This window comes from Chryseobacterium sp. FR054 (assembly GCF_056844565.1).
This window is the reverse complement of the sequence record NZ_JBXDSA010000001.1, coordinates 1,533,639-1,559,875: the sequence shown is the minus strand read 5'-3', so window position 1 is coordinate 1,559,875 and position 26,237 is coordinate 1,533,639. Positions and strand designations below refer to the sequence as shown.

30 protein-coding genes are annotated in these 26,237 nt (G+C 40.0%); 10 read left to right on the top strand and 20 right to left on the bottom strand.

Features of this window, described 5'->3' with window-relative positions; translation table 11 throughout:
• Positions 1-52 precede the first annotated feature (52 nt).
• The gene (locus tag AC106S_RS07165; protein ID WP_482438395.1) at positions 53-544 is read right to left on the bottom strand and encodes an RNA polymerase sigma factor; all 492 of its coding nucleotides are present in this window, start codon (positions 542-544) and stop codon (positions 53-55) included.
• A gap of 220 nt (positions 545-764) precedes the next feature.
• Here AC106S_RS07165 and AC106S_RS07160 point away from each other — a divergent pair, with 220 nt between their 5' ends.
• From AC106S_RS07160 to AC106S_RS07150, 3 genes are read left to right on the top strand one after another with little or no spacing between them, the layout of a single operon-like run.
• A complete protein-coding gene (locus AC106S_RS07160) occupies positions 765-1,856 on the top strand; it encodes a thioredoxin domain-containing protein (protein WP_482438394.1) in 1,092 nt (363 codons plus the stop codon).
• The gene (locus AC106S_RS07155) at positions 1,825-2,004 is read left to right on the top strand and encodes a hypothetical protein (protein WP_482438393.1); all 180 of its coding nucleotides are present in this window, start codon (positions 1,825-1,827) and stop codon (positions 2,002-2,004) included. Before AC106S_RS07160 ends, AC106S_RS07155 begins: the two co-directional genes overlap by 32 nt.
• A gap of 36 nt (positions 2,005-2,040) precedes the next feature.
• A complete protein-coding gene (locus tag AC106S_RS07150) occupies positions 2,041-2,730 on the top strand; it encodes a hypothetical protein (protein WP_482438392.1) in 690 nt (229 codons plus the stop codon).
• Positions 2,731-2,890: 160 nt separating this feature from the next.
• On the opposite strand, the gene AC106S_RS07145 is transcribed toward AC106S_RS07150, so the two are convergent.
• The 3 genes from AC106S_RS07145 to AC106S_RS07135 form a co-directional block, all read right to left on the bottom strand.
• Positions 2,891-3,286, bottom strand: coding sequence for a DUF7674 family protein (locus AC106S_RS07145; RefSeq protein ID WP_482438391.1), 396 nt, complete (start codon positions 3,284-3,286; stop codon positions 2,891-2,893).
• A gap of 50 nt (positions 3,287-3,336) precedes the next feature.
• Entirely contained in the window at positions 3,337-3,468 is a 132-nt protein-coding gene (locus AC106S_RS07140) for a hypothetical protein (protein WP_262486735.1), read from the bottom strand.
• An 81-nt stretch (positions 3,469-3,549) separates the two neighbouring features.
• The gene (locus AC106S_RS07135; RefSeq protein ID WP_482438390.1) at positions 3,550-3,909 is read right to left on the bottom strand and encodes a DUF7674 family protein; all 360 of its coding nucleotides are present in this window, start codon (positions 3,907-3,909) and stop codon (positions 3,550-3,552) included.
• Positions 3,910-3,947: 38 nt separating this feature from the next.
• On the opposite strand from AC106S_RS07135, the gene AC106S_RS07130 reads away from it, so the two are divergent.
• The 3 genes from AC106S_RS07130 to AC106S_RS07120 all read left to right on the top strand — a co-directional run bounded on the left by AC106S_RS07130 (position 3,948) and on the right by AC106S_RS07120 (position 6,543).
• Positions 3,948-4,133 (top strand): hypothetical protein, encoded by a 186-nt coding sequence (locus AC106S_RS07130; protein WP_482438389.1) that lies wholly within the window; start codon positions 3,948-3,950, stop codon positions 4,131-4,133.
• Between the two features lie 188 nt (positions 4,134-4,321).
• Positions 4,322-5,335: a nucleoid-associated protein gene (locus AC106S_RS07125; RefSeq protein ID WP_482438388.1), complete on the top strand. Its 1,014-nt coding sequence runs from the start codon at positions 4,322-4,324 to the stop codon at positions 5,333-5,335.
• 434 nt (positions 5,336-5,769) lie between these two features.
• Entirely contained in the window at positions 5,770-6,543 is a 774-nt protein-coding gene (locus AC106S_RS07120; RefSeq protein WP_482438387.1) for a cyclase family protein, read from the top strand.
• Positions 6,544-6,643: 100 nt separating this feature from the next.
• On the opposite strand, the gene AC106S_RS07115 is transcribed toward AC106S_RS07120, so the two are convergent.
• The 6 genes from AC106S_RS07115 to AC106S_RS07090 are packed head-to-tail and all read right to left on the bottom strand — an operon-like array spanning position 6,644 to position 13,688.
• Positions 6,644-7,393: a succinate dehydrogenase/fumarate reductase iron-sulfur subunit gene (locus AC106S_RS07115; RefSeq protein ID WP_482438386.1), complete on the bottom strand. Its 750-nt coding sequence runs from the start codon at positions 7,391-7,393 to the stop codon at positions 6,644-6,646.
• Positions 7,394-7,405: 12 nt separating this feature from the next.
• On the bottom strand, positions 7,406-9,322 hold the full coding sequence (locus AC106S_RS07110; protein ID WP_482438385.1) for a fumarate reductase/succinate dehydrogenase flavoprotein subunit: 1,917 nt from the start codon (positions 9,320-9,322) through the stop codon (positions 7,406-7,408).
• Positions 9,323-9,334: 12 nt separating this feature from the next.
• The gene (locus tag AC106S_RS07105; protein ID WP_482438384.1) at positions 9,335-9,991 is read right to left on the bottom strand and encodes a succinate dehydrogenase cytochrome b subunit; all 657 of its coding nucleotides are present in this window, start codon (positions 9,989-9,991) and stop codon (positions 9,335-9,337) included.
• Positions 9,992-10,007: 16 nt separating this feature from the next.
• On the bottom strand, positions 10,008-11,438 hold the full coding sequence (locus AC106S_RS07100; RefSeq protein ID WP_482438383.1) for an anion permease: 1,431 nt from the start codon (positions 11,436-11,438) through the stop codon (positions 10,008-10,010).
• A gap of 18 nt (positions 11,439-11,456) precedes the next feature.
• The gene (locus AC106S_RS07095) at positions 11,457-12,614 is read right to left on the bottom strand and encodes a porin (RefSeq protein WP_482438382.1); all 1,158 of its coding nucleotides are present in this window, start codon (positions 12,612-12,614) and stop codon (positions 11,457-11,459) included.
• 24 nt (positions 12,615-12,638) lie between these two features.
• Positions 12,639-13,688: a linear amide C-N hydrolase gene (locus tag AC106S_RS07090; protein WP_482438381.1), complete on the bottom strand. Its 1,050-nt coding sequence runs from the start codon at positions 13,686-13,688 to the stop codon at positions 12,639-12,641.
• A gap of 369 nt (positions 13,689-14,057) precedes the next feature.
• On the opposite strand from AC106S_RS07090, the gene AC106S_RS07085 reads away from it, so the two are divergent.
• The 3 genes from AC106S_RS07085 (at position 14,058) to AC106S_RS07075 (ending at position 17,871) form a co-directional block, all read left to right on the top strand.
• A complete protein-coding gene (locus AC106S_RS07085; RefSeq protein ID WP_482438380.1) occupies positions 14,058-16,247 on the top strand; it encodes an ATP-binding protein in 2,190 nt (729 codons plus the stop codon).
• A gap of 27 nt (positions 16,248-16,274) precedes the next feature.
• Entirely contained in the window at positions 16,275-16,826 is a 552-nt protein-coding gene (locus tag AC106S_RS07080) for a biliverdin-producing heme oxygenase (RefSeq protein WP_482438379.1), read from the top strand.
• A 118-nt stretch (positions 16,827-16,944) separates the two neighbouring features.
• Complete coding sequence (locus AC106S_RS07075; protein WP_482438378.1) at positions 16,945-17,871, top strand: malate dehydrogenase; 927 nt, start codon at positions 16,945-16,947, stop codon at positions 17,869-17,871.
• 99 nt (positions 17,872-17,970) lie between these two features.
• On the opposite strand, the gene AC106S_RS07070 is transcribed toward AC106S_RS07075, so the two are convergent.
• The 10 genes from AC106S_RS07070 to AC106S_RS07025 form a co-directional block, all read right to left on the bottom strand.
• Positions 17,971-18,567, bottom strand: a complete 597-nt coding sequence (locus AC106S_RS07070) for a hypothetical protein (protein ID WP_482438377.1) — start codon at positions 18,565-18,567, stop codon at positions 17,971-17,973.
• Positions 18,568-18,718: 151 nt separating this feature from the next.
• Positions 18,719-19,270 (bottom strand): putative glycolipid-binding domain-containing protein, encoded by a 552-nt coding sequence (locus AC106S_RS07065; RefSeq protein ID WP_482438376.1) that lies wholly within the window; start codon positions 19,268-19,270, stop codon positions 18,719-18,721.
• A gap of 104 nt (positions 19,271-19,374) precedes the next feature.
• Positions 19,375-20,292, bottom strand: coding sequence for an alpha/beta fold hydrolase (locus tag AC106S_RS07060; RefSeq protein WP_482438375.1), 918 nt, complete (start codon positions 20,290-20,292; stop codon positions 19,375-19,377).
• Between the two features lie 84 nt (positions 20,293-20,376).
• Entirely contained in the window at positions 20,377-21,099 is a 723-nt protein-coding gene (locus AC106S_RS07055) for a YwqG family protein (protein WP_482438374.1), read from the bottom strand.
• A 50-nt stretch (positions 21,100-21,149) separates the two neighbouring features.
• Positions 21,150-21,695, bottom strand: a complete 546-nt coding sequence (locus tag AC106S_RS07050; protein WP_482438373.1) for a hypothetical protein — start codon at positions 21,693-21,695, stop codon at positions 21,150-21,152.
• A 115-nt stretch (positions 21,696-21,810) separates the two neighbouring features.
• On the bottom strand, positions 21,811-22,059 hold the full coding sequence (locus tag AC106S_RS07045) for a redox-active disulfide protein 2 (protein WP_482438372.1): 249 nt from the start codon (positions 22,057-22,059) through the stop codon (positions 21,811-21,813).
• Position 22,060: 1 nt separating this feature from the next.
• Positions 22,061-22,657, bottom strand: a complete 597-nt coding sequence (locus tag AC106S_RS07040) for a hypothetical protein (RefSeq protein ID WP_482438371.1) — start codon at positions 22,655-22,657, stop codon at positions 22,061-22,063.
• Positions 22,658-22,806: 149 nt separating this feature from the next.
• A complete protein-coding gene (locus AC106S_RS07035; RefSeq protein WP_482438370.1) occupies positions 22,807-23,058 on the bottom strand; it encodes a hypothetical protein in 252 nt (83 codons plus the stop codon).
• A 134-nt stretch (positions 23,059-23,192) separates the two neighbouring features.
• Complete coding sequence (locus AC106S_RS07030) at positions 23,193-23,729, bottom strand: GNAT family N-acetyltransferase (RefSeq protein ID WP_482438369.1); 537 nt, start codon at positions 23,727-23,729, stop codon at positions 23,193-23,195.
• Between the two features lie 17 nt (positions 23,730-23,746).
• Positions 23,747-24,139, bottom strand: coding sequence for a VOC family protein (locus tag AC106S_RS07025; RefSeq protein ID WP_482438368.1), 393 nt, complete (start codon positions 24,137-24,139; stop codon positions 23,747-23,749).
• Between the two features lie 273 nt (positions 24,140-24,412).
• Here AC106S_RS07025 and pafA point away from each other — a divergent pair, with 273 nt between their 5' ends.
• Positions 24,413-26,056: an alkaline phosphatase PafA gene (gene pafA / locus AC106S_RS07020; RefSeq protein WP_482438367.1), complete on the top strand. Its 1,644-nt coding sequence runs from the start codon at positions 24,413-24,415 to the stop codon at positions 26,054-26,056.
• Positions 26,057-26,237 lie beyond the last annotated feature (181 nt).

Sequence of the window (26,237 nt, the reverse complement as noted above, 5' to 3'; positions counted from 1 at the left end):
TCAGATAAATATAGAAAGACCACAATGTATTTATGAGAAAGTGTATTATTCTTTAAAGGCAGAAAAAGGAGTGAAGGTGGGTTTTGATCAGGTTCAGAACTTTATTCACGTGCTTCGCAACGGCATTTTTAGAAATGCTGTGCTCTTCGGCAATCTGGGAGTAGCTCTGTCCTTCAATTTTATGTTTAAGGAAGAAAGATTTGCTTTTATCAGGAACCTGTTCCAGTAAACTTTCAATCTGCTGCAGATGTTTTCCGGATTCTTCCTCGTCATATTCTTCTTTTTCGGGATCCGGAACAGAACTTTCGTTGAGGTCGGTAAAAGAAAGTTTATTTTTTCTGTAAAAATTGGCGATTTCCTGCTTGGCAGTTTTGTAAACGATAGCTTCTGTATTCTTATTCAAAGAATCCCTGTGCTTCCATAAATGAACAAAAATATCCTGTACAATATCCTCAACATCGTCCTGTCCGTGAACATATTTTTTCACGAAAAAAAAGACCTGATGCTTATAGCCGGTATATAATTTTTCAAATACAGAATCCAAGTTAAAAAACGGTACTCATTTAACATGTAACGTTTTCAAATATAACAAAAATGACCTAATCTGATTAAAATCGTCTAAAGTGTTTACCGATTGTACATTATGAAAAGAATATTTTGTTTTTTTTGAATTTATTTTTACAGATAATGCTTCCGGTAATTAAAAATGAATTGATACCCGGAAAATAACTACATTCGCAGGATGTAAATCAAAAACTAATTTCATGAAATTTTTACAGGCTGTTTCGGAAGTTCTACATTCGCAGCACCAATGGGATAAAACACATAGAAAAGCAGTTGTCATACTGAATAAAATCCAGATTGATGAAGAGAAAAAACTTCCTTTTTTACCTTATTTAAGTATGAAGAGTTTTCAGTTATTATCCGTTTTATGTATGGTTTTCTCCGTCATTTCATGTTCCCGGAAAGAAAAAGAAACTGTTATCCAGGGGAAAATTCCCAATCTGCCAGACGGAATGCTGTATATCTATAAGGATAATCCCTCTCAAAGAATTGACAGCGTAAAAACGATAGGAGGCAATTTTAAGCTGACCCATCAGTGGAAAGCAGAAGAGGTTCCCGGTTATATCGGGATTGATCATATAGACAGGAAAGGGGTTCTACGGGCTTTCAGTTTTCCGACTCATGCCAAATACAGAAACGGAGACTGGGAATCCCAGTTTTTCATGAATGATCCGCACATTACAATCAATGGCAATATCAAAGATTTTGTTTCAAAAAATATTCAGCTTTCGGAAAATTATAAGCTGGTAACCGGCCCTGAAATTGCTGCCGGAAATCAGACGGAAGCACTCTTTAACGTAGATGCTGATCTGTTTGAAAATATTAAGGAAGGAACGGCTCAGACGGTAAAGGAAAAAATCGTGAAATACCCGTATTCGTTTCATTTATTAAAGAAAATCAATGAAAATAAGAACAGTTTTTCTGCCCGACAGGTAGAGGATTTCCTGGAATCCTTTAAGGGGGATATTACTCAAAGTGATCTATATGAAAAGCTTCAGGTCTATAACCAAAAAAGATCAGACAAAAACAATATTCCTATTCCTCAGCTTGAAGATCATAACGGGGTGAAAAGAGAAATCGCTGATAAGAGCTACAAAAAACATCTGATTATTTTCTGGGCCAGCTGGTGTGGTCCCTGCAGACAGGAAATTCCGATGCTGAAGAAAATCCGTTCTTCATACGGAAATGAAATTGAATTGGTTTCCGTTTCTATTGATACAGACAAAAAAGCCTGGCAAAAAAGCATTGAAAGAAGAAAAAATGAACTGGAAACAGCTGATCATAAGCAATAACAACACTGAGAAAGAAGCTCTTCAGATTCATTTCATGCTTAATCAGGCCATTCCGTATACTGTTCTGGTTGATGATAATTTTAAAATAATTTCTGCTTCTACCGGATTATCGGATGAAAAAGAACTGAAGAAACTCATCGGGAAGTGATTTTCAAAATTGTAATGAAATAAGAAACAAATCATCATGAAAATAGGCAGAACATTATTTTGGTTCAGGGACGGTTCTGAACGGATGCAGCATCTTTCCGGACAGTTTTTTGGATTGGGAACCTTATTGAATCGTCTTCTCAATGAAAAATATGATGGAAAAAAGATTCCATTCATCAATCTTGAATTCTATACAGAAAAAACATATGAACTATTTCCTGTAGTACCTAAAAATACGCACTATTATTCTGGCGGCGATTTGCAGTATTATGGATGGTTTGATAAGGCTGAGTTTATGAAACTTAGCTGGCCCGGACAAAGTGTCTTTCTTTGGGAATGCGGATGCCGGTATTTGAGAGAATCTGCTCAACTGATGAAGAATAAAGGTTTGGCTGAGGCTGTTGATTATGCTTACCATAAAGGACTCGCAATGGAACTCAACCCTGATTTCAGAGCAGTAGATACCGAAATTATTTTATCAGAACAAAAGATCAGAGCTTCTGTCTGGATTGTTTTTAAAGAAGAGGGAATGTATTCAAAACTTACCCTGGAGCAGGATGGGGCCGTTATTTTTGAAAAGAATATCGATCAAACGGCGAATGGAGTAGAATTCTTCCTTGAAATCTATAAATCCATAAGTCTGGAAGGTGAGTATATGGTAATCAAAGGGCATAAGGATGTTGAATATCTGCCTTTAAAAATTTCATTAGCTGAGCTGCGGATATAAAGCTTCCATGTATCAGATTGTCATCTTTTTTTAGCTAATTTGATTGTACAGAGCTTTTCAGTATCTATAACTAAAAGTAACTCCCAGCCTCCTTCTTCCATCAACCTCTAAAAAAACTCCCCTGGCAAAAAATACCAGAGGAGTCTATTGACAAATTAAATTATTTTTTAAAGAATATTTCATCCTGCTTCTGCTGCTCATTGTAAATGATCTGGAAGCTTACCGGCATATACTGGTACAGAAGTTTCCAGTGGGCTATCCTGGCATGTTTTTTAAAGCTTTCGAACGATCTTACGAACAGGTTCTCAATCACGGTTCTTACATAAGAGTTACCGTTCCTGTATATCCAGTCCATCAGCTTGATGTGATGGGCAATGATATTGATTTTTGATTCCTGAAGCAGATTTTTCAGATAATTGATCGTCGCCTGGATCACCCCGGCAAAATTGTCCTGAACGGATAACTGGGTGATCTCATTTCTGAGCGGAGGATAGAAAAATTTTAAGTATTCAACAGCTATTTTTTGATTAATAGTTTGCATTGGTACTTTCATCATAATTAAGATTTTTCAAACACTTTTAATTGCAGCGAAATGTATACCAAAATTTACAGACAGGCTGCAAAAATAAAGACCCCGACAATCACGGCAATGTGAGTGAGTAATATCTCTGAATTGTGCCTGTTAGTCGTGGTTTTCCAGGTTTTCCAGTCTGAAATTTTTCTGATTTTATTTTTCATAATCTATTGATTGTGAGTTATTTTAAATTTTGTTTAATTTAAACACTTTGTAATGAAACGGATAAAAAATGTAATAAAACCTTATAACCCGTGACTGTAAATCTGTCTGGAATGGCACATCTTCAGCTCATGTGAAATATGACTAAAGATCACTTTCCGGTATTCTCCGCTGCAAAATGCTGTAAAATTGTCCAGGGAATAGATGAAAATATTTTCCACTGCATTTTTTAACGGAAGATCTCCTTTATTATAAATTACACTCATCTTTCGCAGGCTTTTAAACAAAAGATCACTGTCATTCTGTCTGACCATGTTTTTGATGCATTCCGTGAACGTACGGATTACACTGTGGGCATTCCGGGGCATAAACCCGGCAAGTCTGTTTTCAAAATCAGGAAGGATTTCTGTGATTTCCTGAACGGCATCTGAATAGTTCATCATATCAATGATTTTGTTCAATTAATTTAAGGATAGCACCCATGATAAAAACAGTAAAGAAAGCGATGAACAGAAGATGGTACGGCTTCAGCCATCCCGGAGTTTTTGGTCCCCTGCTTTTCAGTCTTCTGAGTCTGTCAATCCGGTTTAAGGTCTTTAAATCCATAGGTTTATATTTTAAAAACCATGATGCCAATGCCATACCTTTGAGAATTGTATTTGTTTAATTCGTTGATAATTAATGATATAATTGATTTCTGATGAGGTGCTTCATCATGAAAATACTGTCAAAATGATAAGGATATTATCGAAATGGAAGGAACGGAAAAATAAAGCCGGAATTTTTATGTCAGTGCATTAGTCTTTTGCATTTCACATCAAACCATCTATCTTTGCAGTCCAAAATATTCAGGACATGTTTTCAAAAATAATAGTACACAGAGTAGGAAATAAAATCAACGGAGAATCTTTAACGCTGTCCCAGGAAGAGCTGAAGCTGGACGAAGGAATGGCAGAACTGCTGGAAAATTACTTTTTAGGATCTTTCAAATCCGAAGAGACCTTCCACTTTTACAGCGATACTTATTTAGTGAATAACCCGGTTTACAGTGCGGTATCCGAGATCTTTGAAGACAAAGCCAAATTCCTCTGGGAGTCGGAAAATATTGCCAAACATCTTTTCGAAGCAGCCGAAAACCCAAGAGTACAGAGCGGCGAACTGTTTATCGTTTATTTTGAAGAAGAAAGCGACCGTCCGGATAAAGTAGATAAGATCGGGATCTTTAAAACAGAAAAAAGAGAATCCTTCCTGAAAATTAATCCTTTGGAAGAAACTTTCGACATTGAAAAAGACCAGGGAATCGGTTTATCCAAAATAGATAAAGCTGCCCTGATCTACAATAATCATAAAGACACCGGATATGTACTTTCTGTGATAGACAACAACAAGAACGGGGATATGTATTACTGGTTCGAAGACTTCCTGAAAGTAAAACAGCGCGACGATGAATATTTCCACACCCAGGAAGCCCTGATGGTGTATAAGGACTATATCACAAAACAGCTTCCGCAGGAATTTGAAGTTTCCAAAGCAGACCAGGCAGATTTCCTTAACAAATCCATCAATTTCTTTAAAGAAAAAGAAGAATTCAAGCTGGATGATTTCGCCAATGAAGTATTGGGGGACGAACATGTAATCGAAAGTTTTGTCAATTTCAAGACAGATTACGAACAGGATATGCAGATCAATATTGCAGAAGAATTCCCGATCAGTGAAGCAGCCGTAAAGAAAACACAGCGACACTTCAAAAGCATTATCAAACTGGACAAAAACTTCCATATCTACATTCACGGCGACCGCCAGAAAATAGAAACCGGAGAAGATGACAAAGGAAAATATTACAGACTTTATTTTGATAAAGAAGTATAAATAAAAAGGTTAAAATTCCATTCAATCAGTATAATCGAGAGAAAAAACTCACACAGATCTCCACCGTGAGTGGAAATCAGCTGTAATTGCAGAATTTATTCAATAGAGGCGGACTTTAGTCCGCCTTAATAATAAAAAACCATCCGTTGGGCTTTAGCCAAAGCCTACACAGCCAATCTGTACAACGATAATAAAATTCGTGCATCCGTGGCAAAAGTAAAGCTATATAAAATCTCCGGTTTTTATTGGCCACAGAATCAAAAATCTGCCCAATCCGCGTAATCTACGAGAGTAAAATACCCTTCCCAATAATTTTTACCGGAGTATTGATATGAAAATCTTTGCGGCCAGTAAAAAAATGCTCTGTAATTTCATATCCCGTTTAAAGTTACAGGCTTCATTTTTGTAATTTCGCGATAATACCATACCATTCTATGAAAACAACCATAATAGACCTTTCCAAACCTATTCAGTACAACGCAGGGGATCCCTGGTTCATGAGAGTGAAGATCAGACATAAATCCCACAAAAAATCCCATTGGCTGATCCGCCTGGCTCTGAATCTTCCGTTCAGGCTCTTCCCTAAAAACTGGACAGGGTGGGCAGATGATACCATAAAAAATATGGGACTTCATTCAACAACGCACATTGATGCACCGTGGCATTATGGGCCGGAGGTAGAAGGAAAACCGGCCAAAACCATTGATCAGATCCCATTGGACTGGTGTTATGGTGATGGAATTGTGATCGACTGCAGCCAAAAAGAAGATTTCGTAGTCATTACCGTGGATGATCTTAAAAAAGACCTTGATAAAAACGGGATTACCATTCAGCAGGGTAATATCGTCCTGATCAGGACCGACCGTGATAAGCTGATGGGAACTCCGGCATTTGCCGAAAAAGGAACCGGAATGAGCCGTGAAGCCACCGAATGGCTGATTGATCAGGGAGTGAAAGTAATGGGAATCGATCAGTGGGGATGGGATCTGCCTCTGAAATACATGGCCCAAAAAGCAAAAGAAATGAACGATCCCGAATTTTTCTGGGAAGCCCACCGCGTAGGCATCGAAAAAGAATACCTTCATATGGAGCAGCTGACTAACCTTAGTGCGTTGCCTCCTTCCGGATTTAAAGTCTGTGTATTTCCGTTAAAAATTGTTGGCGGTTCTGCAGCTCCGGCAAGAGTAGTGGCTATGATCAATCCGTAGTTAAAAAGATAAAAAAAACAAAGGGTAAAACTGCGCATTTTAAGCCTGCGGTTTTACCCTTTACCCTTAGTTCAAATAAATATTTATCACTGCTTTACACTCATTTTTTTCTGAAAAACAGGGCCCTGCTGTATTCATAATTCATTCTGGCGATATTCAGGACAGAAATTCCCTGAGGGCATTCCACTTCACAGGCTTCCGTATTGGAGCAGTGTCCGAACAGTTCACTGTCCATCTGGGAGACCATATTCATCACACGGGTGCTTCTCTCTTCTCTACCTTGTGGAAGCAGAACCATATGCGTGATCTTGGCTGAGGTGAAAAGAGCGGCACTTCCGTTTTTACAGGTTGCTACACAGCCACCACATCCAATGCACGCCGCGGAATCAAAAGCTTCTTCAGCAGTCTGGTGTGTGACCGGAATAGCAGTGGCATCCGGCGCCTGTCCGGTATTTACAGAAACAAATCCGCCTGAAGAAATAATCCGGTCAAAAGCAGAACGGTCTACTTTCAGATCTTTTTTTACAGGAAAAGCTTCAGCCCGGAAAGGTTCAATCAGAATGGTTTCCCCGTCTTTGAAAGAACGTAAGTGAAGCTGGCAGGTTGTTGTATTTTTTAAAGGACCGTGGGCAATTCCGTTGATCATCATACCACACTGTCCGCAGATTCCTTCCCGGCAGTCGTGGTCAAATTCAACGGGCTCACTGCCTTCAGTGATGAGCTTTTCATTTAAAGTATCCAGCATTTCCAGGAAAGACATGTGAGGATTCAATCCTTTGAGGTCGTAGCTTACCAGTTTTCCTTCACTTTGTCTGTCTTTCTGTCTCCATATTTTAAGATATACATCCATAATTTTTGTTTTTTATTTGTAGCTTCTTACCGTAGGCTGGATCTCTTCAAAAACCAGCGGTTCTTTAATCAGTTCAGGTTCGCTGTTTTCCCCTGTCCAGGCCCATGCAGAGATAAATTGATATTCAGTGTCATTTCTCAAAGCTTCTCCGTCCGGTGTCTGGAATTCTTCCCGGAAGTGGGCCCCGCAGGATTCGTTGCGGGTTAAAGCATCATAGCACATCAGTTCCCCGATTTCAAAATAATCAGCGACACGGCCGGCTTTTTCCAGTTCACTGTTCATGGTATCGCCCTGCCCGGAAACCCTTACATCCCTGTAAAATTCCTGTTTCAGTTTTCTGATTTCTTCAATGGCGTATTTCAGACCTGATTCATTTCGGGCCAGCCCGCAATAGTCGTATAGCAGTTTTCCCAATGTTTTATGAAAATAGTCAACTGTTTTGGTTCCGTTGATCTTCATAAAATCCCGGATCTGGTTTTTAACGGACTGCTCGGCGGCTTCAAATTCCGGTGCGTCAGGAGAAATTTTTCCGGTGTGAATTTCATCAGCCAGATAATTGGCAATCGTATAAGGAGCAATGAAATAGCCGTCCACAGAAGCCTGTAAAAGTGAATTTGCTCCCAGTCTGTTCGCCCCATGATCCGCAAAATTAGCTTCTCCGAGTGCAAAAAGCCCGGGAATAGTGGTCATCAGCTCATAATCCACCCAAAGTCCACCCATAGAAAAGTGTGCGGAAGGAGAGATCATCATCGGTTCCGTATAAGCATCATATCCGGTAATTTTAAGATACATATCGAATAAATTTCCATACTTCTCCATGATCTTATCTTTTCCCTGTTCTCTTATCGCTTTTGAAAAATCAAGATAAACGGCATTTTTCAAAGGGCCTGTTCCGAAGCCTGCATCAATCCTTTCTTTGGCGGCGCGTGATGAAATATCTCTTGGTGCCAGATTTCCGAAAGCGGGATACCTGCGTTCCAGATAATAATCTCTTTCCTCTTCCGGAATATCATTAGGTTTTCTGTTGTCGTCTTTGTTTAAAGGAACCCAGATTCTCCCGTCGTTACGGAGAGATTCGGACATCAGCGTTAATTTGGACTGATAGTCACCGGATTGCGGCAGGGAAGTGGGATGAACCTGAATCCAGCTTGGGGAAGCCATTAATGCCCCTTTTTTGTGGGCTCTCCAGATCGCAGAACCGTTGCATCCCATCGCTAAAGTAGAGAGATAATAAATCTTTCCATAGCCTCCTGTTGCCAATATAACAGTATGGGCCGCGTGTCTCTCAATTTCCCCGGTATCTAAATTCCGTACAATAATTCCTCTTGCTTTTCCGTCAATAACGACTAAATCAAGCATTTCATGTCTGGAATAGAGCTGAACACTTCCTTTGCCTACCTGTCTCATCAATGCCTGATAAGCTCCCAGGAGCAATTGCTGCCCGGTTTGTCCTCTCGCATAAAATGTCCTGCTTACCTGCACCCCTCCGAAAGAACGGTTGTTAAGATAGCCGCCATATTCCCTTCCGAAAGGAACCCCCTGTGCAACGGCCTGGTCGATGAGGTTCAAAGAACATTCCGCCATACGGTAAACATTGGCTTCACGCGCTCTGAAGTCGCCGCCTTTTAACGTATCAACGAACATTCTGTAAACACTGTCGCCATCATTTTTATAGTTTTTGGCAGCATTTACGCCTCCCTGTGCCGCTACGGAGTGGGCTCTTCTCGGGCTGTCCTGAAAGCAGAATGCTTTTACGTTATATCCCATTTCACCAAGAGAAGCCGTCACGGAACTTCCGGCAAGCCCGGTTCCCACCACAATCACATCCAGTTTCTTACGGTTGGCGGGGTTTACAAGTTTTGCTTTCTTTTTATAATAAGCCCATTTCTGTTCCAGCGGGCCCTCTGGTATCTTTGAATTTAAAATCATAATGAGTCTGTTTTAATTAGCGGTGAAAAATACGTATACCGGCATCAGGGCAAATCCAAGACAGATGATGACCGAGTAAACCGTTCCTGCCGTATGAAACCATCTGACAAACTTAGGATGATACAACCCGAGTGTCCTTGTGGCACTGTAAATTCCGTGAATAAGGTGGTAGCAGAGGGCAATCATCGACAGAACGTAGATGATGACATACCACCATTCTTTGAAAACGGTAACCACCAGGAGATAAAGGTCTTTATTTCCGTTGGCATCCAGCGGGGTATTTCCGAATTTATACACATACCAGAAATTCTGAAAATGAATCACCAGAAAGATCAGAACAAGAGTTCCTAAAATTCCCATATTGCGCGAATACCATTTACTGGCTCTTCCTCGGTTTTCAGAACGGTAATTTCCACCGGATTTCTTATTTTTTAAAGTAATGATCAGCCCATCCACGGCGTGCAGAATGATACTGGCATACAGAACATAGGAAACGATTTTGATCAGAATATTTCCTGACAGAAAATGTGAATAGGCATTGAACTGCAGATGCGCCTGCTCAGCCGGAAGAAAGAGCTGAAGATTTCCAAGGAAATGAATCAGCAGGAAAAAACACAGGAAAAGTCCTGTAAGACACATCAGCATTTTTCTTAACAATGTTGACAGCATATTTTTGATTTAATGATTAATAATATCCTAAAACTTTCATCCACAGACCACCTACGGCCATGTAAATGATAAGCAGAACGATTCCTATTTCAAGGCCTCTGAGCCACCATACTTTGAGGTCTACATAACCGCTTCCGAAGAATACCGGAGCCGGACCGTGGCCGTAATGGGTAAGAACCCCATACACGGATCCCATGAAACCGAGCATCATGGCTAGAAGCATTGGCGGAATTCCCAGAGAGACACCTACCCCCAATAAAGCGGCATACATTGCTGCCACGTGGGCCGTTGCACTGGCAAAAATATAATGGCTGAAAAAATACACCACAATGATCACCGGAAAGGCAACCTGCCAGCTTAATCCGCCGATTTTAACCTTGATCAGGTCACTGAACCAGCCGATGAAGCCTAACTCATTCAAAGAACTTGCCATCATCACCAGAACGGCGAACCAAACAATGGTATCCCATGCCCCTTTTTCACCTTTTACGTCTTCCCAGGTCAGTACTGAAGTAAGAAGCAGCAAAGTAAGTCCGATAAACGCGGTTGTGGTAGCATCAATAGAAAGGGATGCGCCAAATATCCAAAGGGCAAGGAGAATGAAGAAAGCCAGTAGCATCAGCCATTCATTTCTGGAAATCGGGCCCATTTCCTTTAATTTCTGAGCGGCCATTTTGGGAGCGTCACCCGTTTTTTTAAGCTCAGGCGGGTATAATTTGTACAGAACCAGCGGAACGACAAAGAACGCGACCAATCCGGGAAGGAATCCTGCTGCGGCCCATGACATCCAGGTAATATTGATGCCGAGATTGGCTGCAAATTTCTGACACATCGGGTTACTGGCTGTTCCGGTAAGAAACATGGAAGAAGCGATGAGGTTCATATAATAGCTGTTCAGCGTTAAAAAAGAACCCAGTTTTCTGTGGGTTTCCGGCTTTTCCGGAACGGAATCAAAACTGATGGCCATGGATTTCATGATCGGGTAGATAATTCCGCCTCCTCTTGCGGTATTACTCGGAATGGCAGGAGCGAGACAAACGTCTGCAAGTCCCAGTCCGTATGCCAGTCCCAGTGAACTTTTTCCGAAAATCCGGATGAAGAGGAAGGCTATTCTGTTGCCCAGCCCGGTTTTGATGAATCCTCTGGCAATAAAGAAGGAGATCCCGATCAGCCAGATCACTTTATCTCCGAATCCGGAAAGTGCTTTGGTAATCGATTTTCCGGCATCCCCGGGTGCTACAACCTGGGTAAGTGCGGTAAAGGCAATAGCCATCATACACATGGTTCCCATTGGGGCAGCTTTAAGAATAATCCCCAAAATCGTTGCCGCAAAAATAGCAAACAGATGCCATGCATCCCGGGTGACACCTTCCGGTACAGGAATAAACCATATCACCAGCGCAACACCAAACGTTATCGCTACATTTCTGATATTAATTTCTTTCATAATTGAATGTTTAAATGGTTAAAATCTACTCTGTACCTGGACAATGAACAGATTGTTGTTGTATTGTGAGGTGTTGTCCACCTGATGTTTGTAACGGTCAAACTGTACTCCGAGCTGGATTCTGGCTCCGTAGTTTTTCAGGAATTCCAGCCCGGCCATCGGAGTGATCGTCTGTCTGGGATTTGAGTTCATCCTGAAATTGGTGTCAAGGTATTCGTACCGGCAGGAAAGCTCAAATGCACTGAGATTTTTGTGGTTGATCTCATACCTCAGATTCGGAAGAAAATAAGCCCCCCGGATGAGGTACTGATCCGGATTGGAGGGTCTGGTTTCAGGATCAAGGGTGTTGTACAGGACATGATTGGTAGCCTGTTTGGCCTCAAGCTGCATATCAAGGCTCCATCTGGGATCAAACTGGATCATAGAACTCAGATCAACCCCCAAAGCATATACTTTCTGGCTGAAGACTTCCCCGATACCGCCGTTCAGTCCGACATTGAAGTTGTATTTTTTTGAAAGCCCGAAAACCAGTCTCGTAGAATATTGCTTGCCGTTATCATTATCATTGATCTGGTTTTTTCCGTTTCCGTTCACAACAGATACTGCATATTGGAAGGGAATTTCACCCAGCTTCAGCTGTCCTGTGGCAGAAAGCCCGATCTGGAAACTCGTCCAGCCCAGCTTTCCGAACTCACTGTATTGATTGGACCAGTCTAAAGATTTGATGATGTCAATAGGATAGGTTTCTTCAATACCGAACCAGGGTCTGAACTGTCCCACAGTGAATGCCAACCTGGGACTGAAAGTATACTTCAGATAGGCATTTTCAAGTACTCTGCTTTTGGGATCGTTTTTAAAATCCGCAAGATTGGCAAGGGCTACAACTTCTGTCCGTTTACTGATCTGGGCACGTACCTGAACCCTCATATACTTCAGCATAAAATTGTTGCTGGTTCCCGATCCATCGGCATGATGCAGCCCGTTGACATCGACATCTTTGGCCATTCCTACCAGGTAACGGGCCTGGAAAAGTCCTTTGATCTGCAGCTGCGGGTACTTTACATTGTCTTCCTGCGGGGCAGTCTGCAGAGAGTCCGGGATTTGTGCGCCGGCTGATAGTCCGGCCAATAGAGCACAAAACACCAGGCTTCTTTTTTTGGGTGAAAAAAAGGTCATAGTATTTGTGTTTAAATGAATATATTATTGAAGTCCCAAGAATTTGAAAGGCTTGGATTCCTTAAAATCCTTATTGGCTTTTCCGTTATAAGTCTGGAAATTGCTCAGATCAAGTTTCATAACCTTTCCTTTTGAGCTGAGATCAAAATCTTTGAGGTTTACCCAGAATGTGTTAGGGGTAAATACCGTTTCGAAATAATAGACCAGGTTTTTCTGATCGGAAACGGAGCGCCATCTTGTTGAGGAAATATTAGGTTCTGTTTCCGAAGTGATGCCATAAGGAACGGAACAGTTTCTGATGACACTGAATACGCTGGCTACGGCTGTCCGTGGATCACTGGTTTTCGGAATGGCATTGATGTAGTAAGAAGCTCTTACGAAACGGTCTGCGGCCCGATTGGTTCCCGGAAGCATTACCGTTCCCGGAATTCCCTGCCAGTATTTGTTTAGAGCGAGCTGTTCCTCAAAAACAGGAGAATTGGTCATCACTGTATATTCAGAATCGTGGTGTACAACCAGTTTTCCTTTGATGTATTCGAAGACGGCATTATCTCCGGAAGCATCGGATAAAGAAAGGTGTACGGTTGCAAACCGTTCGGTTCCGGGGATATAATCGCTGACAATGATGAAGGGGTTGGTGTTCATGTGGGCTACCGCTTCTTTTACTGTCGCAAAATTATCAAGGAAGTATTGTGCCCAGAGGGAAATGGCCAGACCTTTCTGTTTTCCTTTAGGATCAAATGTCGGATATTGAGATTCTCCGAGCCAGAGCAGGTTGGCTACAAGTCCTTTTTCGTTCATACCGTCTGAGGAAGTAATGTCCCAGGAAGAACTGATGATGCTTCCATATTTTGAGGTCCATTGTAAAGACAGAGGTCCAACTTCACCGCTGCGCCGGATTTCTTTCGGGAATACCCACAGATTACCGGGAATTTCATCGCGCCAGTCCATAGAACGGGCAGTAATGACCGTATTGCCGGGCCCTTTGTAAACAACTCTGGTGCAGGCATCGTAGCTGCTCCAGGCTCCTGATAAAATAATCAGAGTGAGGATAATGAAAGGGAACTTTTTCATAGTAATATTATTTGAAATTAAATGAAGTTTTTATTAAGAATATGGTAAAAAATTCAATTATTTTTAATTGTAATGGTTATTTGGTGATATAAATTTAATAAATTTTGTTTAATTAACGCAATTATTTCACTTGTTAATGTAAAATTCATGTGATGAATCATACTTCTTGGAATTCTGTGGAATTTTCCGTATTTTTTAGATAAATGCTTTTATAAGTATTAAAAAAATAAGAGTTACGGACAGGATTTTAAGGCAGATCAATGTTTTTATCTGTGGAAATCAGTGTGGTTTCGCTCATGTTGAGATTGGATACCACAAAATAAATATGTCTTTAAAAAAAACGTTATATTTGATAGATCAAAAATATATATGAATTTTGTAGAGTGTCATGAGGAACCCATCCATATCCCTGGGTATATACAAAGTTTTGGATATCTGATTGGCATTGATGCAGAATCTCATTCCATTACTTTCTTCAGCGGAAATATTACGGATATATTCAGGATCGAAAATGCAGAGCAGCTTTTTGACAGAAAGCTTAGTGACTTTCCGGAAACCTTCGGACCTGTTATAGAATCCGATATCTATATTTCATTTCAGGACTTTACGCGAAGAGAAAATGAGACTCATTTTGACAAAATATTCATCAGTGAGAAAGAATATCACTGCTCTGTATTCAGAACCGGGAAAAGTGTTTTTTTCGAGTTTGAGGCGGTGGTGGAAAATCCGAATAAACGGATCTCAAACAAATACGATAACTTTTATGTGATCGATAATGAACAGGAGCTCTGGGATCAGCTGCTGAGTACGCTTTCAAAAATCGTGAACTACGACCGGATGATGGTGTACAAATTTATGATGGACGGTTCCGGAAAGGTTATTGCAGAGCGGAAAGCCGGAAATATGGAAAGCTATCTTGGTCTTCATTATCCGGAATCTGATATCCCCAGACAGGCAAGGGAATTGTATTTAAAGAAAAGAAAAAGGATCTTCAGCAATGTATATGCGGAAACAGTTCCTTTATTAAGCAAAAAACAGGATCACATCAATCTGACATATGTTGCTTCAAGAGGGATGTCACCCATTCACGGGCAGTATATTAAAAATTCAGGGACTTCTTCAAGTTTCAGTGTTTCCATTATTATTGACGACCATCTTTGGGGGCTGGTTACCTGCCAGAATTCGGAGCCTAAACATATTGATCTTGAAGACCGTGTTCAGGCCGGAATTTTTACGGCACTGGCGTCCAATGCCTATTCATCATTTAAATCCAAAAATGAACTGAATTACCGTCTGGAACTCAATGAGAAATCATCGGAGCTGAAAGCGGAATTTTTAAAGCATAATCATCTGTTTGATTCTCTCACGGATAATAAAAACAAAATCAAAAAGCTGCCGGATGCAGACGGACTTGTCATTACTTCGGAAGGGGATACGGTAACTTCAGGAACAGTTCCTGACCGCAGTACGATTGAAAAGATCATCGACTGGGCATTGGAAAATACGGAAGGAAGTATGTATGTAAACAGAAGCTTCCTGAAAGACCATGGAACCCATCTTGGCCTGAATGAAAATACGGCCGGTATTATTATTTATTTTATCGAAAGGAATAAAAAAGAAATGCTGATGTGGTTCCGTAAAGAATTTGACGAGCATATCAACTGGGCAGGAAATCCCGGAAAAAATGTAGAAATATTCCTTCAGAACGGGGAAGAAAGACAGATTGTTTCGCCGAGGACTTCTTTTCAGATTTTTACAGAAAATATAAAAGGAAATTCAAGAAGATGGAATTCCAGAAGCATCAGTGCAGTAAAAGCGGTACGGGATGTAATTCTTGAAACTTCCCACAAACAGTATAACGCGATCAAGGAACTGAATAACCAGCTGAGAAAAGTTAATGAAGAACTGGACAGTTTCTCCTATACGATCTCCCATGATCTGGGAACTCCTTTAACGGTGATGAAGCTTAATGCACAGATGCTGCTTTCTGATTTTGAAAAGACAGAAAAGAATAAAAATAAGCTGAACTCTATTATTGAAGAGATCGACAATATGGCGGAGATGATGCATGATGTCCTTCAGCTGAGCCGCGCCAAGCACAGTGAGATTCAGCTGGAAAGTCTTCAGCCCGCCCGCACGATAGAAAAGATCTCTGAGAATGCCAGGATTACTTTTGACAGTCCGAAAAGTGAAATCATCATTCACGAATGTCCTGAGGTACTTGCTGATAAAACCATGCTTCACCAGGTGTTTCTCAATATCATCAATAATGCGGTAAAATATTCTTCCCACAAAGATTATCCGAAAGTGGAGATCGGAGGAACGGAAGACGGAGAAACGGTGATTTACCGTATTTCGGATAACGGAATTGGAATTCCTGAAGAGGAAAAGCACAAAATGTTCAAGATTTTCAACCGGATGGATAATGCCAAAAAATTCAAAGGGAATGGGGTAGGACTCTCCATTGTACACCGCATTATGAACCGTATCGGAGGCAATATAGATTATGAAAGCAATAAAGAGGGGACTTCTTTCATTTTAACGTTCAAAAAACCTTAAATTTGAGAAACCTTAAAAACTTTATGGATGGTATCAGAATATCTTAAACAACATACAGCGGAATACCATAATGCTGCGGAGAAACTTTTCAATTCCGAAAAAATTTTTAATAAAACCTTCACTCTGGAAGATTACAAAAAGATCATCAGTTCCAATTATCTGATGCTTCTTCACAGTGAAGATAAAATATTCAGCAGTCTTTCTGATAAGTATTCGGAGAAACTTCAGCTAAACGACAGAAAAAAACTTCCTCTTATTGAAAAAGATCTTGAAAGCCTTTCCCTGGAAAATAAAACGGCTATCCACGATCTGAATTTTGATAATGAACACGAAGCACTGGGAGCAATGTACGTTATTGAAGGTTCTACACTGGGAGGAAATGTCATCGCAAAACAGCTTTCCAAAACGGAAGGCTTTGATGAAGTTACTTTCAACTTTTTCGGATGCTATCAGGAAAATACCGGGCCGATGTGGAAGAATTTCAAAGAGGTTCTCGATACGGAAGTGGCTGAAGACAATTACAGTGAAGTGCTTTCCGGAGCTAAAAAACTCTATACGTTTTTACTGAACGTGAATTAATGATATTGAAGTCTAATTAAATTCCTGAAAAATTGCCCATTTTTTCAGGAATTGTTAAATTTGGGAGTTTCAATTTTTAAACATAACTAAAAAAAATAATTTAAAAAAAGTATACAATATGAAAGTAACTGTAGTAGGTGCAGGCGCGGTAGGAGCAAGCTGTGCAGAATACATCGCAATGAAAAACTTCTGTTCAGAAGTAGTTTTGGTAGACATTAAAGAAGGGTTTGCTGAAGGTAAAGCAATGGATTTGATGCAGACGGCATCGCTTAACGGATTCGATACAAAAATTACCGGAACAACAGGAGATTACAGCAAAACTGCAGGTTCTCATGTAGCCGTAATTACTTCAGGTATTCCAAGAAAACCGGGAATGACAAGAGAAGAGCTTATCGGTATCAACGCAGGTATCGTGAAAGAAGTTACTGAAAATTTAGTAAAACATTCTCCGGAAGTAATCATTATCGTGGTTTCTAACCCAATGGATACTATGGCTTATCTGGTACACAAAACTTCAGGTCTTCCTAAGCACAAGATCATCGGAATGGGTGGTGCACTGGATTCTGCAAGATTCAAGTACAGATTGGCGGAAGCATTAGAAGCCCCTATTTCGGATGTTGACGGTATGGTAATCGCTGCACACAGCGACACGGGAATGCTTCCTCTATTAAGCAAAGCGACAAGAAACGGAGTTCCTGTAACTGAATTCCTGGACGATGAAAAACAGAAATATGTAATTGAAGAAACTAAAGTAGGAGGAGCAACTCTTACCAAATTATTAGGAACTTCAGCATGGTATGCGCCAGGTGCAGCGGTTTCTGTAATGGTTCAGGCTATCGCTTGCGATCAGAAGAAAATGATCCCTTGTTCTTTAATGCTTGAAGGAGAATACGGTCAAAACGATATTTGTCTGGGGGTTCCTGCCATCATCGGAGCTAACGGTGTTGAAAAAATCGTTAACATAACGCTTACCGCTGAAGAGCAATTGAAATTCGCTGAAGCTGCTAATGCAGTGAGAGAGGTGAATGGAGATCTTAAATTCTAATTTATGAACCGGCTTTATGCTGAGGTTTAACTATAAAAACAGACTGTTTCGGTGAGAAACGGTCTGTTTTGTTTTGAATGATATTAAGATTTTGTATTGTTAATCTGCCAATTCTGAATAGATCCGATCCAGACTTTCAAACTTTAATTTGTCAAAATGATTACTTGGAATCTGAATTCCATTTAGATCAGCGAAAAGTATTGAATAATCTGCAGACCCAAATTCCTTTTGCATAATCTGATCAGATTTCTTTCGTGTTACTGTAATTGTCTTTTGGTATTCATTGTAATATTTTGTCTGATTATTGAAGGCGACCGGAACTGATGTAATTGTAATTTTGTTAGTTGAGGTATTGGCAAAAACTTGGAATGCAACATATACAATATCTCTTTTAACAGTACTAACGATTATATTTTCTGAATCCCCCTCAATAATAGGTTTTGAAATCTGGATGTGTAAATTATTTTCATCATTGTTTATGAATTTTAGAGTACCTTGTTCTATGGTAAAATCATGCGCATCCTTCAGCATGGTTTCTACGGATGCATATTTTTTTAATTCAGAAGGATTGATTTTTCGGACTTGAATCGGTGTAATTTGATTCTCCGTGTCTGCTGATCCTGTTTCTTTATATTGACTGCAACTTAGAACGAGGAATATTAGAACTGACATGATTATATTAAGTTTTGTATTCATTATACCACTTTGTATGAAGCAAAACTAAAGAATGTTTAGATCAGATAATTACGGAGAACCATAATAATTGGTTTTTATAGAATAATAATATTTGATTCGGCGCGGCCTCCGGCCGCGCCGAATCAAATATATTCTTTTAATAAGATAAGAATTAAAGCGTTTTCACCCTCTCAAAAAGCTGTGGATAATCGAGCACCAGTCCTGATTCATCAACCGTTATTTCCGCTTCAAAATTTGTAGGAATATTTTCATAAAGGTATTTTTCCTTTGCTGTTCTTGTATATCGTTGGCTGGCTGTTCTGAATCCGTTGTTTAGAACATCAATATAAATCACCTGAATTTCCTGTGAATTATTTTCCTGTAATTTTAAGGTGTTTATGGGAAGGGCATTCGTGAAAGGAGTCAGTGAAATATCTATATACTGAATACCTTCAAATTCTGGGCGTTCAATCTGATTGATCTCCCATTTGTTTCCCAGTTTCTTCCCTGACAGTGTATTTTTAGTAGAATTTACTTCAGACTGCATGAAAAATTCCAGAATATTCCAGTTTCTGTCAGTGTTTATGGTATATTCGGCCGTGTAGATTTTATCCAGATAACTACCTATGATTTTGGATGAAACGATATAGTTTTCTGTGTGTTCCTGCAGGGTAAAATATTCCAGGGACTGATAGAGTATTCCTTTCCAGATCAATGTCTTCATATTTTTTGTTTTTTTATAAGGAAGGATTTTTCAGATAAAAGTTAAAAATCAGGGAAAATCCGAACCGCTTCTCAGGTAAATTTATGAAAAAAACGAAAAGAAATTTATTTCTGTTGGTTGACAAAATTCCATACCGTTTGGGTAAATTCCTTGTTCTTTTCATAATACAGCAGATGACCTCCGTTTATAGAAACCGTTTTCTGGTCAGGAAACCGGAAAGTTTTATAATGGCGGGTTCCTACAGCTTTATCATTTTTTCCGGTAATTATCAGTACAGGAACTGTGATCTTTTGGGTAAGGGGTGTATAATCAGCGTAATATTCGGGGTATTCTTTAGGCTGGGAGATTACAGCCATTCCAAAGTCTATGATCCGGGGATGAAGGGAATCTGTTTTATCCATTTGCTTAATGGTTTCCACATCATCGGTAAGGAATTTATATCCGATTTTTTTCTTTCTCAAAAGGCTGCTTATTTTTGAGAGTTCAGAGGAAAGGCTGTCTTCGGGTATCATTTTATTTTTCTTTTGAAGGAGCCTGTTTCCATATTCTATCTGTTCTTTTACCGATTCACTGTTCAGAAAATGAAGCGTAATATTTGCCAGAATAAGCCCTTTGAGATGCTGCGGATACTTTTTTGCATAGCTGACGGCTATAATTCCTCCAAAAGAATGAGCCAGAAGAAAGATTTTATCAAGCTTCAGATGTTGTCTGAGTTCTTCAATATCCTGTACCATAGCATTCAGGTGGTAATTCCCGGAGGGGGCGGAACTTCCGGAACCCCGCTGATCCATATAGATCATTTTCATATTTTTCTCAAGATTGCTTCCTCCCAAATACTCAAAAGAACTATATCCCTGTCCGGGACCTCCGGGAATATAGATACAGGCTTCTCCCTTTCCGGAAACCTTATACCTGATTCTGACATGATCTGTGGTTTCAAAAAAAGCTACAGAACTGCTGTTCTGGGCCTGAATTGTAGTAGAGGACAGGATGATAAATAGAAGTAAAAAAATGGTTCTCATACAGTAATAACAATACTGAATAGATATTTATTACTGAAATGCTAAAGATTTTAAAGATAAAAATAACAGATTTGGTAGAGAGGATTAATAAAAATCATAATACAGACTCCATTCACCGGTTTTACTGTTCTTTGCAAACATCAGGCTCCCGCTGTCAATCACATTAAGACCTGCTTTTCCGTCTGATGAAATCTGGAACACATATTCAAACCCTTTTCCGAAACCGTCTTTAATTCCTATACCCGGCTGGCAGAAAGAAGGGTAGCCGCCCAGCTTTGTACTGTAACAGTGCTGGATAATGTCAAAATAACTTCCGATGATGCCTTCCTTTTCAAGGTTAATGATCTGCCGCTGTATACCACCGGGAAGATCTTCAAGCCCGCCGCCGTCCCATAACGGAGCGTCTTGGGGAATGAGTTGTGAGCGGAGTGGAAAAGGGTTCAGGTAGGATTCAGGATTGTTGAGATCTTTAGTCACGAAGTCGTTTAAACTTTCATATTCACGGATAACCCAGTTAGCACCCATTTTTTCAAGTGGTTCAGGAAAGTCGTAGGTCATGAAGACCGTGAGGAGTTTTGTGTTTTTAACAGGCTCAGGAATAAAAGGTTGGTTGGGAAGATAAAGCTGAAGGAGGGGCATCATCTGATCCCCGTTTTGATCCAGAGGAATTTCTTCGTCTTCTCCATAAGCGGTGACACGCCCTATCCAGGATTCCTCTATGCTGTTTTCCGGTCTGAATCCGCCGGTAATGAATTCTGTGGCGGGGATTTCTATTTTCTCTTTGATTTCCTGAATCCGTTTATCCATATTTTTTGTTATTATTGGTTAGTTCTCATCCTGAAATGCACTCTTCAGATTTATGATTTTTTAGGGGCTGGAATTTTCAGTAATAATACAATTGCCCAGATCTGGAGAAGTGTCTGTACAATATTAATCATTCCCAGGACAGGATCTGTTTTTAAAGTGGTAAAAATAGAAGGAAGAGCAAAGCATCCCAAAGCAAAACTGATGATGATAAAATATTTAACCAGCTCGCTTCCTTTTCCTGCCAAATATCCCAATCCAAATGTAAAGGCAATAACAGCGGCTCCGATAAAGATTCCCATTGGCGTATTGAACTGCTCATAGGTCCAGATCATGCTGGCGATTCCCAAAGCACCGCACAGGTAAAAAATACCGGAAACCTTTTTATAATAGGGATGAACTTCCGTTTCTCCCGTTTTATTACCGGAAATAACGGAATTGATCCGTATTGTTTCTTCTTCACTGAACTGTCTGCCTCTGGCTTTAAGTATTTCGTAAGCATAAGAGATCGCTTTCGGAGCAAATCTGCTTTCCGGCCGGATATATTTTTCCAGTTCCCGGTCTGACATTTTTTCCAAAACTTTCCTGCTGGTACTCATCGTTAAAATTAGATTTTAGGCTGTAAAAATAATAAAACTTAAAGTGAAAATATAAGGAAATCTATACGTATCAGGCTTTTCAATACAGTTGCACCAGAGTCGGTCAGCTCATAAGCTAAGATAGTCCCCGTTTTTCTTTCTCTTTTTTAATGTTTTTTAAATTGATGATATTTATGATCAGTAAAGGAAGCAAGCTCACCGGGATAATAATGACCGGATTGAATCCCTTTTTCAGGATCAGAACAAAAGAGGTTGCCAGCAGAACAATCATGGAGGAAGCAAGCATAATAGTAAGAACTTTTATTTTCTTTTCATTGCTGATGAGTTCTTCATTGGTGTACGCTGATGTCGGTTTATTTCTCATATTAATTCTTTTTAATAACTTCCAGATTGGTGATGCTTCCTACCGGAGCTATCCTGATCTGCTTTTCTCCTTTTTTAACGTAAAAATAATAGCTGCTGTTGATATCAATCATATAAATTTCAGCAGATGTATCAGAGCCGGTTGTTAATTTGTAATTATAATGCAGGTTCTGCGTATCCAGCCTTTTTTTGATACGGTTTCCGCCACCAATACCCAGCCCTACAAATAAGGACAGCAGTTCCAGAGCTACCAGTGCCACAAATACAGGGATCATGGCTTTCCGAAGTTCTTTTTTTTCCGGATCTACATTGATTCTGTAAGTTTTCAGTATTTTCTGAACCCAGTTTTTGTGACTGTTTTTGATCATAAGAACCTGAAAGCCAAAGAAAAGAAGGATCATCAGAAGAATCATCAGAATCAGAATAGGATTGGTCACCATATCCGCAACAGGACTGATCAGAATATCCGTGAGTGATGAATATTTCAGAATATTAATATCCAGCTGATAAAACATTACGCTTTCCTTTAGAAGACCCAACACAATCAGATATAAATAACCCAGGGGAAGAAGGCTCTGAATTTTCTCTAAATATCTCATAGTGTTATGTTAATAGATTGTACTGAAGTAAGGAATGAATAGTTCTCATGAAATAGTTTTTATTTTATCAAAGATGCATTTTTTATCGTTATAAACAAAAAAGAGCGGTAAAAACCGCCCCATGTATTTATCTAACAATACTTTATTCCTTAATATACGCATCCGCAACCTGTTTCCCAGGGCATGCATAAGCGCTGTGGCTCACTGCAGCCGCCACCGCCACCGCCACCGCCTCCTCCAGGATTGCCGCCCGGATTAAAACTGTAACATACACCATCACTGCAATAATAACTTCCTGCTGTTGGCGGGCATTCACCGTTCATATCACAAAGCGCATACGGATTATCACCGCCTTTAATAAATTCCAGCTGTTTTCTTGTTAATTTTTTTCGGTTTTTCATAGTATTAATATTTTAATTTGTTGATTACTAATATACAAATAATATTTAATACCCGTGTGTGTGATTTAAAAAATCTGTGAATTTATCAAACGGTTTTCAACCATTTCGGTTCTTTTTCAGCTACGGAAAATGCTTTACTGTAAATCAAGAGTCATAAAAACAGCCGTCTCATCCGTATTTTCATACAGCCTCGTATTAAACCCCGTAATACCAAAGCCCAGTCTTCTGTAAAATTGGATAGCGGCATAATTGGTGTTCTGGGTTTCAAGTTCAATGATCCGGCAGCTGAGGGTTCTGGCTTCTTTCACAATATTTTTGATCAGCATTGCTCCTACACCGGATCTTCTGTGTTTTTCACTGATCAGAATATTTTCAATATAAAAACTGTTGTTCCAGGTTCTGTGTTCGCCAATGATCCAGCCGATCAGCTCCTCATCCGCGTAAGCTCCGAAAGAATGCCCTTTTTCAATAATTCTGTTGAGTTCTTCTGTATCTTCGGAATGGGTTTCCCAGGTTTTGGTATAGCTGATTGCTTTTTCTTTTAAAATAAATTCAAAAGAGCCTGCATATTCAATAGCCGAAACGGAAAGGATCTTATCCGTAGCATAACCGTTGTGGCCCCAGTCAGATGAAGGATTCCCGGTGAGTTTTTCCAGTCTTTTTATTTTCATAGTAGGTGGTTTTGCTGTTACTGAACTTCTGTACAGATTTCTACCAGGTAATGGTCAGGATCTTTGATGTAAGCGGTTTTCTGCCCCCACGGTTTTACAGCAATATCTTCATAAAGAACAGCACCGTTGCTGACAGCTTTTTTTACCAGGGATTCTACATCATCGGTTACAAATCCCAGTTCTATTCCGAAAGGCTTTTCTGAGGCTTTTGATGATAAAAATCCCTTTTTGATGTTGGATCCGGCAAGGTGAACGGAAGCAAATGAAAGTGTAGTATTCCCGGTGAGCAATTCCCCGTAATCTTTTTCAGGAGTGATGAATTTGATTTCGGTCTCAAAACTTTCTTTATAGAAATTCATGGATTTCTCAACGTCTTCAACGTATAAGATGACGTATTTAAATTTAACCATAGAGCGTGTGATTTTCGTTAATTATTGAATTTAGTATTGATCTTAAAAGATTAGAAATGTAAATTGGTTTTCAAAAACAATCTTAAGCTTTATCTGCCGGGAGATACCTGCAATATCATCAAGACTGGGAAATTCGTCTGATGAGGTAACGGTTATTGATTGAATGGTCCTTTCCAAAGCTTCTAAATCGGTGATCATGTCAAATTTAAATAAAATTTCACACTCCAAGACTTTCAAAACCCGTAAATTTGTGCTCAATAAAATTTTTACCGGATGTTTAGGAAAATTTCAGTTGCGGCAGTTGCTTTTTTGTCCGTAATTACAATCAATGCTCAGAAGAACAGTTCTCAGGTACCAAGACCCAGATTAGTTGTAGGAATGGTGGTAGACCAGATGCGGTGGGACTATCTTTACCGCTATTACAGCAAATATGGAAATGACGGTTTCAAGAGACTGTTGAATACCGGATATTCATTAAACAATGTTCATATCAATTATGTGCCAACCATTACGGCATTAGGGCATACCTGTATCTTTACAGGTTCTGTACCGGCCATTCACGGAATTGCAGGAAATGGCTGGACAGATAAGGAGACCGGGAAAGGGGTCTACTGTACTGCAGATGACAGCGTTAAGCCGGTAGGAACAGACAACATAAAAACAGGAAGTCATTCCCCGAAAAACCTCTGGTCTACAACAGTAACTGATGAACTGAGACTGGCAACGAATTTCCAGGGAAAAGTAATCGGGGTTTCATTGAAAGACCGTGCTTCCATTCTGCCTGCGGGGCATACTCCGAACGGTGCTTTCTGGTTTGACGACAGCACCGGGAACTTTATCACCAGCACATGGTATATGAATGATCTGCCTCAGTGGCTGAAATCTTTCAATGCCCTGAATTTACCTGCAAAATTGGTGGCAAACGGCTGGAATACATTGCTCCCAATTAATCAGTATACGGAAAGTTCGCCGGATAATTCTTCCTGGGAAGGGCTTCTGGGTAGCTCAAAAACACCTGTTTTCCCGTACAGCAATCTTGCCAAAGACTATGAAACCAAAAAAGATAATATCCGTTATACACCATTCGGAAATACTCTTACACTGAAGCTGGCTGAAGCTTCTATTGAGGGAGAAAAACTGGGAGCTGACAATATTACGGATTTCCTTACCGTCAACCTTGCTTCCACGGATTATGCAGGCCACAAATTCGGACCGAATTCCATTGAAGTGGAAGACGTTTATTTAAGACTGGACCAGGATCTGGCACAGTTCTTCAGCTATCTGGATTCAAAAGTAGGGAAGGGCGAATACACTGTTTTCCTTTCTGCCGACCACGGCGGGGCTCATTCAGTAGGATTCCTGAAAGAACATAAGATCCCGACAGGTTTCTTCGGAGAAGGGATGGAAAAAGATATCAACCAGAAACTGAAAGATAAATTCGGTGTGGATAAGCTGATTAATGCTGTGGACAATTACCAGGTTTATTTCGACAGAAAACTGCTGAACGATAACAAGCTTGAGCTGGATGATGTAAGAGATTTTGCCATAAAAGAAATACAGAAAGACCCAAGTGTTTTATATGCGGTTTCAGTAGAAGAAGTTCAGGAATCAAGTATTCCGGAACCGATTAAACAGAGAATCATCAACGGGATCAACAGGCAGAGAAGCGGAGATATCCAGCTGATCTCAAAGGATTCTATGCTGCCACCATATTCTAAAACAGGTACAACCCACAGCGTATGGAACTCTTATGATTCCCATATCCCACTGATCTTTATGGGATGGGGCATCCAGCATGGTGAAAGCAATAAAGCCTACAACATGACAGATATTGCTCCAACCGTTTCTTCTTTACTGAAGATCCAGTTCCCAAGCGGAAATGTTGGAAATCCGATTACAGAAGTTATCGGTAAATAAAATAAAAAAAGAGGTTGTTTCAAAAATGAGACAACCTCTTTCAATATATGCATCAAATAGAAAACTGCCCGATCTGCTATTTTAACCGCAATAGGCACAAAGATTTTGACACTTAAGTTATTTTTTGGTTCAATTCTTTGCGCACAGAAGTTCACCTAAGATTCTTAAAAATCTGTGATTT

What these genes read in the sequence shown, in the direction of transcription:
- AC106S_RS07070 (WP_482438377.1), bottom strand. Translation starts at nt 18,567, where the DNA reads ATGAATACAAAACTTAATATAATCATGTCAGTTCTAATATTCCTCGTT.
- AC106S_RS07115 (WP_482438386.1), bottom strand. Translation starts at nt 7,393, where the DNA reads ATGGATGTATATCTTAAAATATGGAGACAGAAAGACAGACAAAGTGAA.
- AC106S_RS07110 (WP_482438385.1), bottom strand. Translation starts at nt 9,322, where the DNA reads ATGATTTTAAATTCAAAGATACCAGAGGGCCCGCTGGAACAGAAATGG.
- AC106S_RS07120 (WP_482438387.1), top strand. Translation starts at nt 5,770, where the DNA reads ATGAAAACAACCATAATAGACCTTTCCAAACCTATTCAGTACAACGCA.
- pafA (WP_482438367.1), top strand. Translation starts at nt 24,413, where the DNA reads ATGTTTAGGAAAATTTCAGTTGCGGCAGTTGCTTTTTTGTCCGTAATT.
- AC106S_RS07025 (WP_482438368.1), bottom strand. Translation starts at nt 24,139, where the DNA reads ATGGTTAAATTTAAATACGTCATCTTATACGTTGAAGACGTTGAGAAA.
- AC106S_RS07075 (WP_482438378.1), top strand. Translation starts at nt 16,945, where the DNA reads ATGAAAGTAACTGTAGTAGGTGCAGGCGCGGTAGGAGCAAGCTGTGCA.
- AC106S_RS07130 (WP_482438389.1), top strand. Translation starts at nt 3,948, where the DNA reads ATGATAAAAACAGTAAAGAAAGCGATGAACAGAAGATGGTACGGCTTC.
- AC106S_RS07090 (WP_482438381.1), bottom strand. Translation starts at nt 13,688, where the DNA reads ATGAAAAAGTTCCCTTTCATTATCCTCACTCTGATTATTTTATCAGGA.
- AC106S_RS07080 (WP_482438379.1), top strand. Translation starts at nt 16,275, where the DNA reads ATGGTATCAGAATATCTTAAACAACATACAGCGGAATACCATAATGCT.
- AC106S_RS07085 (WP_482438380.1), top strand. Translation starts at nt 14,058, where the DNA reads ATGAATTTTGTAGAGTGTCATGAGGAACCCATCCATATCCCTGGGTAT.
- AC106S_RS07135 (WP_482438390.1), bottom strand. Translation starts at nt 3,909, where the DNA reads ATGATGAACTATTCAGATGCCGTTCAGGAAATCACAGAAATCCTTCCT.
- AC106S_RS07150 (WP_482438392.1), top strand. Translation starts at nt 2,041, where the DNA reads ATGAAAATAGGCAGAACATTATTTTGGTTCAGGGACGGTTCTGAACGG.
- AC106S_RS07095 (WP_482438382.1), bottom strand. Translation starts at nt 12,614, where the DNA reads ATGACCTTTTTTTCACCCAAAAAAAGAAGCCTGGTGTTTTGTGCTCTA.
- AC106S_RS07140 (WP_262486735.1), bottom strand. Translation starts at nt 3,468, where the DNA reads ATGAAAAATAAAATCAGAAAAATTTCAGACTGGAAAACCTGGAAAACC.
- AC106S_RS07040 (WP_482438371.1), bottom strand. Translation starts at nt 22,657, where the DNA reads ATGAGATATTTAGAGAAAATTCAGAGCCTTCTTCCCCTGGGTTATTTA.
- AC106S_RS07055 (WP_482438374.1), bottom strand. Translation starts at nt 21,099, where the DNA reads ATGGATAAACGGATTCAGGAAATCAAAGAGAAAATAGAAATCCCCGCC.
- AC106S_RS07105 (WP_482438384.1), bottom strand. Translation starts at nt 9,991, where the DNA reads ATGCTGTCAACATTGTTAAGAAAAATGCTGATGTGTCTTACAGGACTT.
- AC106S_RS07155 (WP_482438393.1), top strand. Translation starts at nt 1,825, where the DNA reads ATGAACTGGAAACAGCTGATCATAAGCAATAACAACACTGAGAAAGAA.
- AC106S_RS07125 (WP_482438388.1), top strand. Translation starts at nt 4,322, where the DNA reads ATGTTTTCAAAAATAATAGTACACAGAGTAGGAAATAAAATCAACGGA.
- AC106S_RS07050 (WP_482438373.1), bottom strand. Translation starts at nt 21,695, where the DNA reads ATGAGTACCAGCAGGAAAGTTTTGGAAAAAATGTCAGACCGGGAACTG.
- AC106S_RS07160 (WP_482438394.1), top strand. Translation starts at nt 765, where the DNA reads ATGAAATTTTTACAGGCTGTTTCGGAAGTTCTACATTCGCAGCACCAA.
- AC106S_RS07060 (WP_482438375.1), bottom strand. Translation starts at nt 20,292, where the DNA reads ATGAGAACCATTTTTTTACTTCTATTTATCATCCTGTCCTCTACTACA.
- AC106S_RS07045 (WP_482438372.1), bottom strand. Translation starts at nt 22,059, where the DNA reads ATGAGAAATAAACCGACATCAGCGTACACCAATGAAGAACTCATCAGC.
- AC106S_RS07065 (WP_482438376.1), bottom strand. Translation starts at nt 19,270, where the DNA reads ATGAAGACATTGATCTGGAAAGGAATACTCTATCAGTCCCTGGAATAT.
- AC106S_RS07035 (WP_482438370.1), bottom strand. Translation starts at nt 23,058, where the DNA reads ATGAAAAACCGAAAAAAATTAACAAGAAAACAGCTGGAATTTATTAAA.
- AC106S_RS07100 (WP_482438383.1), bottom strand. Translation starts at nt 11,438, where the DNA reads ATGAAAGAAATTAATATCAGAAATGTAGCGATAACGTTTGGTGTTGCG.
- AC106S_RS07030 (WP_482438369.1), bottom strand. Translation starts at nt 23,729, where the DNA reads ATGAAAATAAAAAGACTGGAAAAACTCACCGGGAATCCTTCATCTGAC.
- AC106S_RS07145 (WP_482438391.1), bottom strand. Translation starts at nt 3,286, where the DNA reads ATGATGAAAGTACCAATGCAAACTATTAATCAAAAAATAGCTGTTGAA.